At 53.0% G+C, this 13,511-nt stretch carries 13 protein-coding genes; 11 read left to right on the forward strand and 2 right to left on the reverse strand.

The window, feature by feature from the left end:
* The first annotated feature begins 51 nt into the window (after nt 1-51).
* The 7 genes from ampG to ACQE3Z_RS16505 all read left to right on the forward strand — a co-directional run bounded on the left by ampG (nt 52) and on the right by ACQE3Z_RS16505 (nt 8,217).
* Nucleotides 52-1,527 (forward strand): muropeptide MFS transporter AmpG, encoded by a 1,476-nt coding sequence (gene ampG / locus ACQE3Z_RS16475; RefSeq protein ID WP_426974621.1) that lies wholly within the window; start codon nt 52-54, stop codon nt 1,525-1,527.
* 441 nt (nt 1,528-1,968) lie between these two features.
* Entirely contained in the window at nt 1,969-2,895 is a 927-nt protein-coding gene (cyoA, locus tag ACQE3Z_RS16480; protein WP_085067716.1) for a cytochrome o ubiquinol oxidase subunit II, read from the forward strand.
* Between the two features lie 4 nt (nt 2,896-2,899).
* On the forward strand, nt 2,900-4,882 hold the full coding sequence (gene cyoB / locus ACQE3Z_RS16485) for a cytochrome o ubiquinol oxidase subunit I (RefSeq protein ID WP_426974622.1): 1,983 nt from the start codon (nt 2,900-2,902) through the stop codon (nt 4,880-4,882).
* The gene (locus ACQE3Z_RS16490) at nt 4,882-5,493 is read left to right on the forward strand and encodes a cytochrome o ubiquinol oxidase subunit III (protein ID WP_085067718.1); all 612 of its coding nucleotides are present in this window, start codon (nt 4,882-4,884) and stop codon (nt 5,491-5,493) included. Before cyoB ends, ACQE3Z_RS16490 begins: the two co-directional genes overlap by 1 nt.
* Nucleotides 5,493-5,825: a cytochrome o ubiquinol oxidase subunit IV gene (locus ACQE3Z_RS16495; RefSeq protein WP_141176762.1), complete on the forward strand. Its 333-nt coding sequence runs from the start codon at nt 5,493-5,495 to the stop codon at nt 5,823-5,825. Before ACQE3Z_RS16490 ends, ACQE3Z_RS16495 begins: the two co-directional genes overlap by 1 nt.
* Before the next feature lie 13 nt (nt 5,826-5,838).
* Nucleotides 5,839-6,726: a heme o synthase gene (gene cyoE / locus ACQE3Z_RS16500; RefSeq protein WP_085067720.1), complete on the forward strand. Its 888-nt coding sequence runs from the start codon at nt 5,839-5,841 to the stop codon at nt 6,724-6,726.
* A 126-nt stretch (nt 6,727-6,852) separates the two neighbouring features.
* Nucleotides 6,853-8,217, forward strand: coding sequence for an MFS transporter (locus ACQE3Z_RS16505; protein ID WP_426974623.1), 1,365 nt, complete (start codon nt 6,853-6,855; stop codon nt 8,215-8,217).
* 325 nt (nt 8,218-8,542) lie between these two features.
* On the opposite strand, the gene ACQE3Z_RS16510 is transcribed toward ACQE3Z_RS16505, so the two are convergent.
* Nucleotides 8,543-9,034 (reverse strand): YajQ family cyclic di-GMP-binding protein, encoded by a 492-nt coding sequence (locus ACQE3Z_RS16510; protein ID WP_250652051.1) that lies wholly within the window; start codon nt 9,032-9,034, stop codon nt 8,543-8,545.
* A 132-nt stretch (nt 9,035-9,166) separates the two neighbouring features.
* On the opposite strand from ACQE3Z_RS16510, the gene panE reads away from it, so the two are divergent.
* The gene (gene panE / locus ACQE3Z_RS16515) at nt 9,167-10,087 is read left to right on the forward strand and encodes a 2-dehydropantoate 2-reductase (protein ID WP_426974624.1); all 921 of its coding nucleotides are present in this window, start codon (nt 9,167-9,169) and stop codon (nt 10,085-10,087) included.
* On the forward strand, nt 10,041-10,643 hold the full coding sequence (gene yajL, locus ACQE3Z_RS16520; protein WP_426974625.1) for a protein deglycase YajL: 603 nt from the start codon (nt 10,041-10,043) through the stop codon (nt 10,641-10,643). The genes panE and yajL overlap by 47 nt, the downstream gene beginning before the upstream one ends.
* Before the next feature lie 38 nt (nt 10,644-10,681).
* On the opposite strand, the gene thiI is transcribed toward yajL, so the two are convergent.
* Nucleotides 10,682-12,130, reverse strand: a complete 1,449-nt coding sequence (thiI, locus tag ACQE3Z_RS16525) for a tRNA uracil 4-sulfurtransferase ThiI (RefSeq protein WP_426974626.1) — start codon at nt 12,128-12,130, stop codon at nt 10,682-10,684.
* Nucleotides 12,131-12,361: 231 nt separating this feature from the next.
* On the opposite strand from thiI, the gene xseB reads away from it, so the two are divergent.
* Both xseB and ispA read left to right on the forward strand, forming a co-directional pair.
* Nucleotides 12,362-12,604: an exodeoxyribonuclease VII small subunit gene (gene xseB, locus ACQE3Z_RS16530; RefSeq protein WP_085067726.1), complete on the forward strand. Its 243-nt coding sequence runs from the start codon at nt 12,362-12,364 to the stop codon at nt 12,602-12,604.
* Nucleotides 12,604-13,503, forward strand: coding sequence for a (2E,6E)-farnesyl diphosphate synthase (gene ispA / locus ACQE3Z_RS16535; protein ID WP_250652047.1), 900 nt, complete (start codon nt 12,604-12,606; stop codon nt 13,501-13,503). Before xseB ends, ispA begins: the two co-directional genes overlap by 1 nt.
* The last annotated feature ends 8 nt before the right edge of the window (nt 13,504-13,511 follow it).

Consider the following 13,511-nt stretch of genomic DNA (forward strand, 5'->3'; position numbering starts at 1 on the left):
TTTTCGGTAGCCCGGCAGGATGCCGGGCGTGCCTACAGGAAAAGAGTCGTTATGGATAATCAGTTTCTGCGTATGTTTACCCAGCGCAATGCAGCCATCCTGCTCCTGCTGGGCTTCGCCTCCGGCCTTCCCCTCGCCCTGACTTCCGGTACGCTACAGGCGTGGATGACGGTTGAGGGTGTGGATCTTAAAACCATCGGCTTTTTTTCGCTGGTTGGACAAGCCTATGTTTTTAAGTTTCTCTGGTCGCCGCTGATGGATCGCTTTACGCCGCCTTTTTTGGGACGGCGTCGCGGCTGGCTGGTGATCACGCAACTTTTGCTGATCGGCGGCATTGCGCTGATGGGCAGCATGGAGCCTTCGCGTCATCTGACCCTACTGGCCGCGCTGGCGGTGTTGGTCGCCTTCTGTTCCGCCTCGCAGGATATTGTATTCGATGCCTGGAAAACCGATATTTTGCCGCCGGAAGAGCGCGGCAGCGGCGCAGCGATCACCGTATTAGGCTATCGCCTGGCGATGCTGGTTTCGGGCGGGCTGGCGCTGTGGCTGGCGGATCGCTATTTAGGCTGGCAGGCAACCTACTGGCTGATGGCGTTAATGATGCTGCCCGGTTTGATTGCTACCCTGCTGGCAAAGGAGCCGACCGATGTGGTTGCCCGGCCCCGTACGCTGGAAGAAGCCGTGATGGCGCCGCTGCGCGACTTCTTCAACCGCAATAATGCCTGGCTGATGCTGTCGCTGATTGTGCTTTATAAGCTGGGGGATGCTTTTGCCGCCAGCCTGACCACCACTTTTCTGATTCGCGGCGTCGGCTTTTCCGCTGGCGACGTCGGGCTGGTCAATAAATCGCTCGGGCTGCTGGCGACCATTATCGGCGCGCTCTACGGCGGCGTATTAATGCAGCGTCTGAGTCTGTTTCGTGCGCTAATGCTGTTTGGCGTACTGCAAGCTTTCTCTAATCTGGCCTACTGGCTGCTTTCCGTTACGCCGCCGCATATGTGGAGTATGGCTGGCGCGGTATTTGTGGAAAACCTGTGTGGCGGAATGGGCACTGCCGCGTTTGTCGCACTGTTGATGAGCCTGTGTAATCGTTCATTTTCCGCTACGCAGTTCGCTTTACTCTCGGCGCTCTCGGCAGTCGGGCGGGTTTATGTTGGTCCGGCAGCGGGCTGGCTGGTAGAGCTGTGGGGTTGGCCGACATTTTATGCTTTCTCCGTAATTGCTGCTCTGCCAGGCCTGCTGCTGCTGGCAGCCAGCAAACAGAGCCTGCTGCAGTCGCAGGAGAGTCAGCACTTTAATCCGCGTCAGCGCTGGCCTGTTGGCTATCGCTGGGCGCTGCGTCTGCTGGCCACTGGCAGCGCGCTGCTGGCGTTTTGGCTGTTAGCACTGGCGCTGGAAGCCGCCGGGTTGATGAGCCTGCCCTCGTTGTTTCCTTTGTTTAACCTCGGCTGCTTGTTGATGCTGTTGGGTATATCTACCGGTACGCTGCTGGACTACCTGGCGCAGCGCAAAACGATACCCGCTTAATTAAGCCGGACGGTAAAAATAGTTTCCGTCCGGACCTAATAAAAGCCTTCAGCATTGAATTTTTCTACCAACTAATTTTACGGAAAAAATTATCCGTCGCGTTCAACAAACTGCGTCTAATATTAAAATACGGTGCGTAATTATTTATGTTTAATAATTATCTCGCAAATGATACAGGCTTGTTAAACTATTGAGGCGCGATTACGTTGTTTAGAATCATCCCTTCCTATAATTCATTTGAGACATCCTTTTTCGTTATATTAACTCAACCACCTGTCTACATTAATATTCCGTCACCTTCTGCAACAGATGTGACACCCTTGGCAAAAGGTGTCAACACCCTTCTGACACGTTCTTAAGCTGGTTTACACTGCATAAACCTTCCCGTAAAATGCCGCCACACTTAAACGACAATAGAGCCCTTGTCATTGAGGTCGTTAAATGAGACTCAGGAAATACAATAAAAGTTTGGGGATTTTGTCATTAATTGCAGGCACTTTATTGTTAAGTGGCTGTGATAGTGCGTTGTTAGATCCCAAAGGACAGGTTGCAATGGAGCAACGTTCGCTGATACTGACAGCCTTTGGCTTGATGTTGATCGTTGTTATACCCGCAATTCTGATGGCCGTGGTGTTCGCATGGAAGTATCGTGCGTCCAACACTAATGCAAAATATAGCCCTAACTGGTCCCACTCCAATAAAGTGGAAGCAGTGGTCTGGACCGTTCCGATCCTGATCATCCTCTTCCTTGGCGTGCTGACCTGGAAATCAACCCACGCGCTGGAACCTGGCAAACCGCTGGCTTCTGACGTGAAACCGGTTGAGATCGATGTTATCGCACTGGACTGGAAATGGTTGTTTATCTATCCGGAACAGGGTATTGCCACGGTTAATGAGATTGCGTTCCCGGCGAATACTCCGGTGAGCTTCAAAATCACCTCAAACTCCGTCATGAACTCCTTCTTCATTCCGACCCTCGGCAGCCAGATCTACGCGATGGCGGGGATGCAGACCAAGCTGCACCTGATTGCTAACGAGCCGGGTACCTTTAAGGGCATCTCGTCTAACTTTAGCGGTCGTGGTTTCTCAGGAATGAAGTTTAACGCTATTGCTACTCCCGATCAGGCAAGCTTCGAGCAATGGGTAGCCAAAGCGAAACAGGCACCGAATACCTTAACCACCATGGATGAATTCGAAAAACTGGCAGCGCCAAGCGAAAACCATCCGGTTGAGTACTTCTCCAGTGCGGATCCTGAATTGTTCAAGCAGGTTATTGAAAAATTCAAGATGAACCACGGGACGATGGACATGTCAGGTCATGAAGGCATGGACATGAGTGAAGCCTCTCACGCGGGAGCCGAGGAATAATACGATGTTCGGAAAATTAACACTGGATGCAGTGCCGTACCATGAGCCTATTATCATGGTTACGGTGGCCGCCATCATTCTTGGTGGTCTGGCCCTTGTCGCTGCGCTGACTTACTTCGGTAAGTGGAAATACTTGTGGACCGAATGGCTGACGTCAGTCGACCACAAAAAACTGGGTATCATGTATGTGATCCTGGCATTTGTCATGCTGCTGCGTGGCTTTGCCGATGCTATCATGATGCGTGGTCAACAGATGTTGGCCTCCGCCGGGGAAGCGGGCTTCCTGCCTCCTCATCACTACGATCAGATCTTTACCGCCCACGGCGTAATTATGATCTTCTTCGTAGCGATGCCGTTCGTTGTTGGTCTGATGAACATTGCTGTTCCTCTGCAGATCGGCGCGCGCGATGTGGCGTTCCCTTTCCTTAATAACCTGAGTTTCTGGTTCACCGCTGTTGGCGTGATTCTGGTTAACCTCTCTCTGGCCGTGGGCGAGTTTGCTCAGACCGGTTGGCTGGCCTATCCCCCGCTGTCAGGCGCGGAATACAGTCCAGGCGTTGGGGTAGATTACTGGATCTGGAGTCTGCAGCTTTCCGGTATCGGTACGACATTAACAGGTATTAACTTCTTCGTTACTATCCTGAAAATGCGTGCGCCGGGCATGACCATGTTCAAAATGCCGGTTTTCACCTGGGCATCACTGTGTACTAACGTGCTGATCATCGCTGCGTTCCCGGTACTGACCGTGACGCTGGCGCTGTTGACCCTTGACCGTTATCTGGGCTTCCATTTCTTTACCAATGATATGGGTGGCAACATGATGATGTATGTCAACCTGATCTGGGTATGGGGCCATCCGGAAGTTTATATTCTGGTTCTGCCGGTGTTCGGTGTGTTCTCAGAAGTGGTTGCCACGTTCTCGAAAAAGCGCCTGTTTGGTTATACCTCGCTGGTGTGGGCAACCGTGGTTATTACCGTTCTGTCCTTTATCGTTTGGCTGCACCACTTCTTCACTATGGGTGCGGGTGCGAACGTTAACGCCTTCTTCGGCATTATGACGATGATTATCGCCATCCCGACCGGCGTTAAGATCTTTAACTGGCTGTTCACCATGTACCAGGGCCGCATTCAGATGCACTCTGCCATGCTGTGGACCGTAGGCTTCCTGGTCACCTTCTCTGTGGGTGGTATGACCGGTGTTCTGCTGGCGGTTCCGGGTGCTGACTTCGTGCTGCACAACAGTCTGTTCCTGATCGCGCACTTCCATAACGTGATTATCGGTGGTGTGGTATTCGGTTGTATGGCCGGTGTGACCTACTGGTTCCCGAAAGCATTTGGTTTCACCCTGAACGAAACCTGGGGTAAACGCGCTTTCTGGTTCTGGATTATCGGTTTCTTCGTTGCCTTTATGCCGCTGTACGCGCTGGGCTTTATGGGCATGACCCGTCGTCTGAGCCAGGATATCGATCCGCAGTTCCATACGCTGCTGGTTGTTGCTGCCGTAGGTGTTGGCCTGATTGCGCTGGGTATCCTCTCTCAGCTGATCATGTTCTGGGTTTCTGTACGCGACCGTCACCTGAACCGCGATCTGACCGGTGACCCATGGGGTGGCCGTACGCTGGAGTGGTCAACTTCCTCTCCGCCGCCGTTCTATAACTTCGCAGTGGTTCCGCACATCAATGAGCGTGATGCCTTCTGGGAAATGAAAGAAAAAGGTGAAGCGTATAAGCAGCCTGCTCATTATGAAGAGATCCATATGCCGAAAAACAGCGGCGCGGGCCTGATTATCGCCCTGTTCGCAACGGTCTTTGGTTTCGCTGCCATCTGGCATATCTGGTGGCTGATGGGTCTGTCCTTCGTGGCGATGATTGTTAGCTGGATCGTTAAAAGCTTCGATGAAGACGTTGATTACTATGTTCCGGTCAAAGAGGTCGAAGCAATTGAAAATCAGCACTTCAAAGATATCAGCAAAGCAGGTCTGAAATAATGGCACAAACACTGTCTAAACAGCACGACGCCCATGCGGAGCATGGGCATCACGATGCGGGAGCCAATAAGATTTTTGGCTTCTGGATCTACCTGATGAGCGACTGCATTATCTTCGCAACGCTGTTTGCGACCTATGCAGTTATGGTCAACAACACTGCCGGTGGTCCGGCAGGTAAAGACATTTTCGAACTGCCGTTCGTACTGGTCGAAACCGCCCTGCTGCTGTTGAGTTCCATTACTTACGGTATGGCCGTTATCGGCATGAACAACGGCAAAAAAGGCGCGGTTAACCGTTGGCTGGCGCTGACGTTCTTGTTCGGACTTGGCTTTATCGCGATGGAAATCTATGAGTTCCATCATCTGATCGCAGAAGGCTTCGGCCCGGATCGCAGCGGCTTCCTGTCAGCCTTCTTTACGCTGGTTGGTACGCACGGTCTGCACGTAACCTCTGGTCTGATCTGGATGCTGGTTCTGATGTTCCAGATTGCTAAAAATGGTCTGAATGCCACCAACCGCGCGCGTATCATGTGTCTGAGCTTGTTCTGGCACTTCCTCGACGTGGTATGGATCTGCGTATTTACCGTTGTCTATCTGATGGGGGCCATGTAATGAGTCATTCTGTTAACGAACATGGCGCATCTCACGGCAGCGTGAAATCGTACATGATTGGCTTCATCCTCTCTGTCATCCTGACGGCTATTCCGTTCTGGATGGTAATGGATGGCGGCGCTTCGCATGGCACAATTCTCAGCGTGGTTCTGGTGTGTGCGGTAGTTCAGGTGCTTGTTCACCTGGTCTTCTTCTTGCACCTTGATACCAAATCTGAAGGCGGCTGGAACTTTGTGGCGATTGTGTTCTCCGCCATAATTATTCTGATTGTTGTCGTCGGCTCGCTGTGGATCATGTGGAACCTCAACTACAACATGATGATGTCCCACTAAAGAGTCGCTCGTGATGATTAAGCAATACCTGCAAGTAACAAAACCAGGAATTATTTTCGGGAATTTAATTTCTGTTATCGGGGGTTTTCTGCTGGCTTCGAAAGGCAGTATTGATTACACCCTGTTTCTCACCGCCCTGGTTGGTGTCTCACTGGTGGTCGCATCAGGTTGTGTTTATAACAACTTTATCGACCGCGACATCGACAGAAAAATGGAGAGAACCAAGAATCGAGTGCTGGTAAAAGGCCTCATCTCTCCGAAAGTAACCCTGGTTTATGCAACCGCATTAGGTATTGCTGGCTTTGCGTTGCTGTATTTCGGAGCAAACCCGCTGGCCATGTGGCTGGCGGTCATGGGCTTCGTGGTATACGTCGGCATTTACAGCCTCTATATGAAGCGTAAATCAGTCTACGGTACGCTGATTGGTAGTCTTTCCGGCGCTGCGCCGCCGGTTATTGGCTACTGCGCAGTGACTAACGAGTTTGATGCTGGCGCGCTGATCCTGCTGGCGATCTTTAGCCTGTGGCAGATGCCGCATTCCTATGCGATTGCTATCTTCCGCTTTAAAGATTACCAGGCAGCAAATATTCCGGTTCTGCCGGTGGTGAAAGGGATCTCCGTGGCAAAAAATCATATTACGCTCTACATTCTGGCGTTTATGATTGCCACGCTGATGCTGACGCTGGGCGGCTACGCTGGCTACAAATATCTGGTGGTTGCGGCGGCAGTAAGCGTTTGGTGGCTGGGAATGGCACTTTCAGGTTATAAAACGTCAAACGATCGCGTTTGGGCTCGTAAACTGTTTGTGTTCTCCATTGTCGCTATCACGGCGCTAAGCGTGATGATGTCGGTTGACTTTATGGCACCGGTGTCAGAAAACCTGCTGACTTACGTACGCTAATCGTAAGCTACATCACTAAGGGCGCTTCTTGCGCCCTTTCTTTTTGTTACGACTGCTTAAAAACTTCCGTTTTACCCGCCCTGCCCTGCTCCTTAAAATAGTGTCAGTAATAATATTGAGGTTGCAATGAACGATAACAAAATGACACCGGTTGAGCTGCGCGCAACCTGGGGTTTAGGCACCGTATTTTCTTTGCGTATGCTGGGCATGTTTATGGTTTTACCGGTGCTCACCACATACGGCATGGCTTTACAGGGTGCAAGCGAAGCGCTCATTGGCCTGGCGATTGGTATTTATGGTCTGGCTCAGGCTATTTTCCAGATACCATTTGGCCTGCTCTCCGATCGTATTGGCCGGAAACCGCTTATTGTCGGCGGCCTGCTGGTTTTTGTGCTCGGCAGCGTGATTGCAGCCAGTACCACCTCGATTTGGGGAGTCATTCTCGGTCGTGCCCTGCAGGGCTCCGGGGCGATTGCCGCCGCGGTTATGGCGTTGCTCTCCGATCTTACACGTGAGCAGAACCGCACCAAAGCGATGGCGTTTATCGGCATCAGCTTTGGCGTGACCTTTGCCATTGCGATGGTGCTGGGTCCGATCATTACGCATGCCTTCGGCCTGCATGCGCTGTTCTGGATGATCGCCATTCTGGCCAGCTGCGGTATTGTGATTACATTGCTGGTGGTGCCTAACGCGCCGCATCATGTTTTGAACCGCGAATCGGGAATGGTGAAAGGCAGTATTCGCGAAGTGCTGATGCAGCCGCGCCTGTTGAAATTGAATATCGGCATTTTCTGCCTGCATATTCTGCTGATGTCGAGTTTCGTTGCCCTGCCCGGTCAGTTTGAGCTGGCGGGTTTCCCGGCTGAGCAGCACTGGAAGGTTTATCTGATCACCATGCTGGTGGCGTTTGTTGGCGTGGTGCCTTTTATTATCTATGCCGAAGTGAAACGCCGTATGAAGCGGGTTTTTATCTGCTGTGTCGCGTTGATCCTTATCGCCGAGATTGTACTTTGGGGAGCAGGAAATCACTTCTGGACGCTGGTAATTGGCGTGCAGCTTTTTTTCCTCGCCTTTAATCTGATGGAAGCCATTCTGCCTTCATTAATCAGTAAAGAATCCCCGGCCGGTTATAAAGGCACCGCGATGGGAATTTATTCCACCAGCCAGTTTCTGGGCGTGGCGATAGGCGGCAGCATGGGCGGCTGGGTTTTCGATCGGTTTGATGCGCAAACGGTGTTTTTGCTGGGCTCGATTGTCGCTACGCTGTGGCTGCTGCTTAGCAGTACCATGCAGGAGCCGCCTTATGTCAGTAGCCTGCGTATCGTGCTGAGTGAGAATGCACTTAATGATCCGCGCCTTGAGCAAAAACTTAAAGCGCAGCGCGGCGTCTCTTCGGTGTTTATCGTGCCGGAAGAGCGTAGCGCCTATATTAAAATCGACAGTAAGGTGACCAGCCGGGTTGAGCTGGAAGCGTTGATTGCCAGCGCCTGACGCGTTGCCCTTCCCCGCTGGCAGCATCGATACAATCAGGGCCGCATGACGCGGCCTGGCACTATCAACGCGGCCTGATACCATCACTGCGGTCTGAGGCGCAGAAAGGCTGTATGGGCAGCCTTCAAATAAGGGCCGGTGCCTGCACAGGCAGGCCGGTCCGATCGTAAAGACGCAAAAAACGTCATCCCTGACAGCTCGGCCCGCGGCGTCCCTGCCGCGGGACGCTTTACTCTTCTGCCCGGCCTGCCTGTGCCGCAGACGTCGGTGATGTCTGTCAGTACATTACGCGCCCCGCTTATCGATACGGTGCTATCACATTTAATTAATCGCGGAAGTTTTTAAACTGGAACGGCTGGCCCAGGTTTCCGCCGCGCACCAGCGCGATGGCGCTTTGCAGATCGTCGCGCGACTTACCGTTAACGCGCACCTCTTCTCCCTGAATCTGCGCCTGAACTTTAATTTTGCTGTCCTTGATAAGCTTAACAATCTTCTTCGCCATATCGGTCTCGATACCCTGCTTGAGTTTGGCATCCAGACTCCAGCTCTTGCCGCTATGCTCGATCTGCTCCGGCACTTCCAGCGCTGCGCCTTCAATTCCGCGTTTAAGTAGCTTCTCACGCAGAATATCCACCAGCTGTTTCACCTGAAAATCGGACTCGGTGGTGACTTTAATGGTCTGCGCTTTTTCATTCAGCTCAATGCTGGCAGTGACATTACGAAAATCAAAGCGGGTTGACAGCTCACGGTTGGCGTTTTCTACCGCGTTTCGTACTTCCTGCATGTCGATTTCAGAAACGATATCGAAAGATGGCATAATTTTTTTCTCCAGACTCCAAAGTGACAGGCATAATACCTGCTTGTGCATGGCAAGGAAAATAGCCCTTAGGCATAGCTATACTCAATTAACTCGCCGGTAAGGCTCTGAAAACCGCCTGCGGGAGGACGCATGAAAATTACGGTACTTGGCTGCGGCGCGCTTGGTCAGCTCTGGCTGGCGGCGCTCGATCGACAGGGGCATGAGGTACAGGGCTGGCTACGGGTTCCGCAGCCCTGGTGTTCGGTGAACGTTATTGATACCGACGGTTCAGTGGTAAATAAAACCTTTATTGCCAACGATCCGCTGTTTCTTAGCCAGTGCGATCTTCTGCTGGTTACGGTTAAAGCCTGGCAAGTTTCCGGCGCGGTAAAGAATCTGCAAAGCCTGCTGCCGCCAGACTGCCCAGTATTGCTGCTGCATAACGGTATGGGCACGCTGGAAGAGCTGAAAAGCCTGACGCAGCCGTTACTGCGTGGCGTTACTACCCATGCAGCTAAACATGACGGTACGGTTATCCTGCACGTTGCCAGCGGCACCACACATATTGGACCGGGCTCCGCTGATAGCGCGGCGTTAAGCGATCTGGCTGAAATGCTGCATCAGGCGCTGCCGGATGTTGCCTGGCATAATAATGTCTCTGCCGCATGCTGGCAGAAGCTGGCCGTTAACTGTGTTATCAATCCTCTCAGCGCCATCCATGACTGCTTAAACGGCGAACTGATCGCCTGGCCGGAGCAAATTTCCCTGCTCTGTGATGAGGTTGCGGCGGTTATGACGCGGGAAGGGCTGCATACCAGCGCCGGTCAGTTGAAGGAGTATATTTATTCCGTGATTGCCAGCACCGCGCTTAATGTCTCCTCTATGCTGCAGGATATCCGGTCCCAGCGTCGCACTGAGATTGAATATATTACTGGTTATCTGCTGCAGCGCGCGCGGGCGCAGGGGATTGCCGTGCCGGAGAATGCCCGGCTATATGAGCTGATCAAGCGTAAGGAACAAGATTATGAACGCGAACGTATCGGTGCTGGTCTGCCTGGCACATGGCACTGAAGAAACCGAAGCCGTCACCACTATCGACCTGCTGGTGCGCGGTGGAATTCATGTCACCACCGCCAGCGTCAACGGCGATGGCAGTTGCGAAATTGTCTGTTCACGTGGCGTGCGACTGCTGGCGGATGCGCCGCTGGTCGAGGTTGCAGACAACGATTTTGCGGCTATCGTGCTGCCAGGCGGCCTGAAGGGCGCGGAGGCCTTTCGCGATAGTCCGCTGCTGGTGGAGACGGTGCGCCAGTTTCATCTTTCCGGACGCATTGTTGCCGCCATTTGCGCCGCAGCTGGCACGGTGCTGGTACCGCACGATCTCTTTCCACTGGGGAATATGACCGGTTTTCCTGGATTAAAAGAGACTATCCCGGCGGAAAAATGGGTGGAAAAACGCGTGGTTTGGGATCCCCGCGTTAACTTACTGACCAGCCAGGGGCCAGGCACGGCGATAGATTTTGCCCTGAAGCTGATCGATCTGCTGGCAGGAAAAGAGAAAGCACGGGAAGTGGGGGAACAGCTGGTGATGGCGGCGGGGATTTACGATTATCGCGACCCGTTTTAAGCTTTAAGGCCAGCCGGACGGCTGGCCTCACTACTGGCTTAAGGACGATACACCTTCACGTTCTTAAAGCCCTGCTCATACAGATAGAGCGCCTGCAAACGGCTCATCACGCCGCGATCGCAGTACAAAAGCCAGGTTTTGCTCTGGTCAAGATCGCCAAAATGGGTGGCCAGTTTGAAGAACGGCAGCGATGTCACATCCATCCCTTCCACCTTCAGCGGCTTAGATTCCTGCTCATCCAGCGAGCGAATATCCAGCAGCGCTTCGTTCGCTGAAACAGAAGCAACGGTTTCTACTTCCACCACCTCTTCCTGTGACTGTTCTGCGATGGTACGAATATCAACGTTGGTCGCTTCCTGCACCGCACGCTCCAGCACGCTGAAATCGAAATTCGCTTCTTCCGCTTCGATCTTGCTCTTCACCGCTTTGACCGTTGGGCTTTTCGAGATCACACCGCAATATTCCGGCATGGTACGGGCGAAGTCTTCCGTGCCGATCTGGCGCGCGAGATTGATGATGTGCTCTTTATCATGCGAAATCAGCGGACGCAGGATCAGGGTATCAGAGGCGTTATCAATCAGGCGCAGGTTAGTCAGCGTCTGGCTGGATACCTGACCCAGCGCCTCGCCGGTCACCAGCGCCTGCACGCCGTAGCGCTCGGCGATTTGCGAAGCCGCACGCACCATCATGCGCTTCAGTACCACGCCCATCTGGCCGTCATCCACTTTTTCCAGAATCTCCGCCACCACCGGCTCGAAATTGATGGCGACAAAACGCACGCGATGCGAGCGACCAAAACGATTCCACAGATAGTGTGCCACCTGACGAACGCCGATTTCATGCGCCGCGCCGCCAAGGTTAAAGAAGCAGTAATGTACGCGGCAGCCGCGACGCAACAGCATATAGCTGGAAACGCCGGAGTCGAAACCGCCGGAAATCAGCGACAGCACATCCTCCTGCGTACCGATAGGGAAGCCGCCCAGGCCTTCATGGCGGCCGGTCACCAGTATCAGGCGCTCGTTCTCAATCTCCAGATTGACCGTAACCTGCGGATGCGAAAGCTTTACCTGCGCGCTGGCGATATGCTGATTCAGACCGCCGCCGACATAGCGCTCCACATCCTGCGAGCTGAACGGATGCTGTCCCCGACGCTTAACGCGTACGCAGAAGGTTTTCCCTTCCAGACGTTCGCGGTTAACGGCCAGCGTCTGCTCAAAAATATCGTGCATATCGGTCCAGGTACGATCTTCTACTGCCAGCACATGATGGATACCGGGAATGCGCGTGAGCTCATCGACATAAACTTCACGCAGGCTTTCATTTTTGGATCGTACTTCAATATGATCCCAGTGACGCACCACTGCCAGAGTTTCATCAAGATCCTTCAGTACGTTACGAATATTACCCGTAAGGATTTTGATAAAGCGCAAGCGCACCGACTGACTCTTGATGGTGATTTCAGGAAATAATTTAATGATAAACTTCATGGCAGCACAGCTCTGAGATAATTAAGTGCTAAAAACAGCGGCACTTAACTGATAAAATCAATGAATTGCAAAGTCACCTGCGTCCTTTGCTTCCGAGGCGCGGCAGTATATCACTTTTGTCTTTGAGCTGCCTGTTTTACCGTCATGCTCTATCATTATTTTGCTAATCATTTCGAGTCGGCTACCATGTCCGCTTGCTATAGATAAAAAACCTGTGAGCCAATAATCACTATGCCAAAAAAAGCCGAACAGCCCATTAGTTTTGAGACGTCCCTGCAGCAGCTGGAGCAGATAGTTACCCGTCTGGAAAGCGGCGATTTACCGCTGGAAGAGGCGCTGAATGAATTTGAGCGCGGCGTACAGCTGGCAAAAGTAGGGCAAAAAACCCTGCAGCAGGCGGAACAGCGCGTTCAGATCCTGCTTAACGATGATAAAGATGCCGCCCTGACGCCTTTTACGCCGGATGCTGAATAATGGATTTTGCTGAACTGCTTGCCCACTACCATCAGCGGGTGAACCTTGCGCTGTCGCGTTTTATTGCTCCCCTGCCCTTTCAGAGTTCTCCTCTGGTTAATGCCATGCAATATGGGGCATTATTAGGCGGTAAACGGCTGCGTCCGTTTTTAGTATATGTGGTCGGCGATATGTTACAGGCCGACACGGATACCCTGGACGCGCCCGCCGCCGCCGTTGAATGCATTCACGCCTACTCATTGATTCATGACGATCTTCCGGCTATGGATGACGATAGCCTGCGCCGTGGACAGCCAACCTGCCATATTAAATTTGGCGAGGATACCGCTATTTTAGCGGGCGATGCGCTGCAAACGCTGGCCTTTTCGATCCTTGCCGATGCGCCGATGCATGGCGTTCAACCGCAGGACCGCATCGCCATGATTTCTGAGCTGGCGCAGGCCAGCGGCGTGGCAGGCATGTGCGGCGGTCAGGCATTGGATCTGGCGGCGGAAGGTCAGCAGATCGATTTAGCGACGCTGGAAAAAATTCATCGTCATAAAACCGGTGCGTTAATTCGCGCTGCCGTTCGTCTTGGCGCGCTGAGCGCCGGCGAACGCGGGCGTGCAGCCCTGCCGCTGCTCGATCGTTATGCCAATGCGATCGGGCTCGCCTTTCAGGTTCAGGATGACATTCTGGATGTGGTGGGCGATACCGCAGTAACGGGCAAACAGCAGGGTGCCGATCAGCAACTTGGCAAAAGCACCTATCCGGCTCTGATGGGGCTGGACGATGCCCGCCAGAAAGCGCAGGACCTCTATCAGGAAGCGCTCGGCGCGCTGGATCAGCTGGCCGCACTTTCTCTGGACACCTCCGCCTTACATGCGCTGGCAGGCTTCATTATCGAACGCGATAAATAACTTCCACA

Origin of the sequence: Pantoea sp. FN0307, assembly GCF_050113815.1 — a bacterium.
Taxonomy (GTDB): Bacteria; Pseudomonadota; Gammaproteobacteria; order Enterobacterales; family Enterobacteriaceae; genus Mixta; species Mixta alhagi.

What these genes read in the sequence shown, in the direction of transcription:
- ampG (WP_426974621.1), top strand. Translation starts at nt 52, where the DNA reads ATGGATAATCAGTTTCTGCGTATGTTTACCCAGCGCAATGCAGCCATC.
- cyoA (WP_085067716.1), top strand. Translation starts at nt 1,969, where the DNA reads ATGAGACTCAGGAAATACAATAAAAGTTTGGGGATTTTGTCATTAATT.
- cyoB (WP_426974622.1), top strand. Translation starts at nt 2,900, where the DNA reads ATGTTCGGAAAATTAACACTGGATGCAGTGCCGTACCATGAGCCTATT.
- ACQE3Z_RS16490 (WP_085067718.1), top strand. Translation starts at nt 4,882, where the DNA reads ATGGCACAAACACTGTCTAAACAGCACGACGCCCATGCGGAGCATGGG.
- ACQE3Z_RS16495 (WP_141176762.1), top strand. Translation starts at nt 5,493, where the DNA reads ATGAGTCATTCTGTTAACGAACATGGCGCATCTCACGGCAGCGTGAAA.
- cyoE (WP_085067720.1), top strand. Translation starts at nt 5,839, where the DNA reads ATGATTAAGCAATACCTGCAAGTAACAAAACCAGGAATTATTTTCGGG.
- ACQE3Z_RS16505 (WP_426974623.1), top strand. Translation starts at nt 6,853, where the DNA reads ATGAACGATAACAAAATGACACCGGTTGAGCTGCGCGCAACCTGGGGT.
- ACQE3Z_RS16510 (WP_250652051.1), bottom strand. Translation starts at nt 9,034, where the DNA reads ATGCCATCTTTCGATATCGTTTCTGAAATCGACATGCAGGAAGTACGA.
- panE (WP_426974624.1), top strand. Translation starts at nt 9,167, where the DNA reads ATGAAAATTACGGTACTTGGCTGCGGCGCGCTTGGTCAGCTCTGGCTG.
- yajL (WP_426974625.1), top strand. Translation starts at nt 10,041, where the DNA reads ATGAACGCGAACGTATCGGTGCTGGTCTGCCTGGCACATGGCACTGAA.
- thiI (WP_426974626.1), bottom strand. Translation starts at nt 12,130, where the DNA reads ATGAAGTTTATCATTAAATTATTTCCTGAAATCACCATCAAGAGTCAG.
- xseB (WP_085067726.1), top strand. Translation starts at nt 12,362, where the DNA reads ATGCCAAAAAAAGCCGAACAGCCCATTAGTTTTGAGACGTCCCTGCAG.
- ispA (WP_250652047.1), top strand. Translation starts at nt 12,604, where the DNA reads ATGGATTTTGCTGAACTGCTTGCCCACTACCATCAGCGGGTGAACCTT.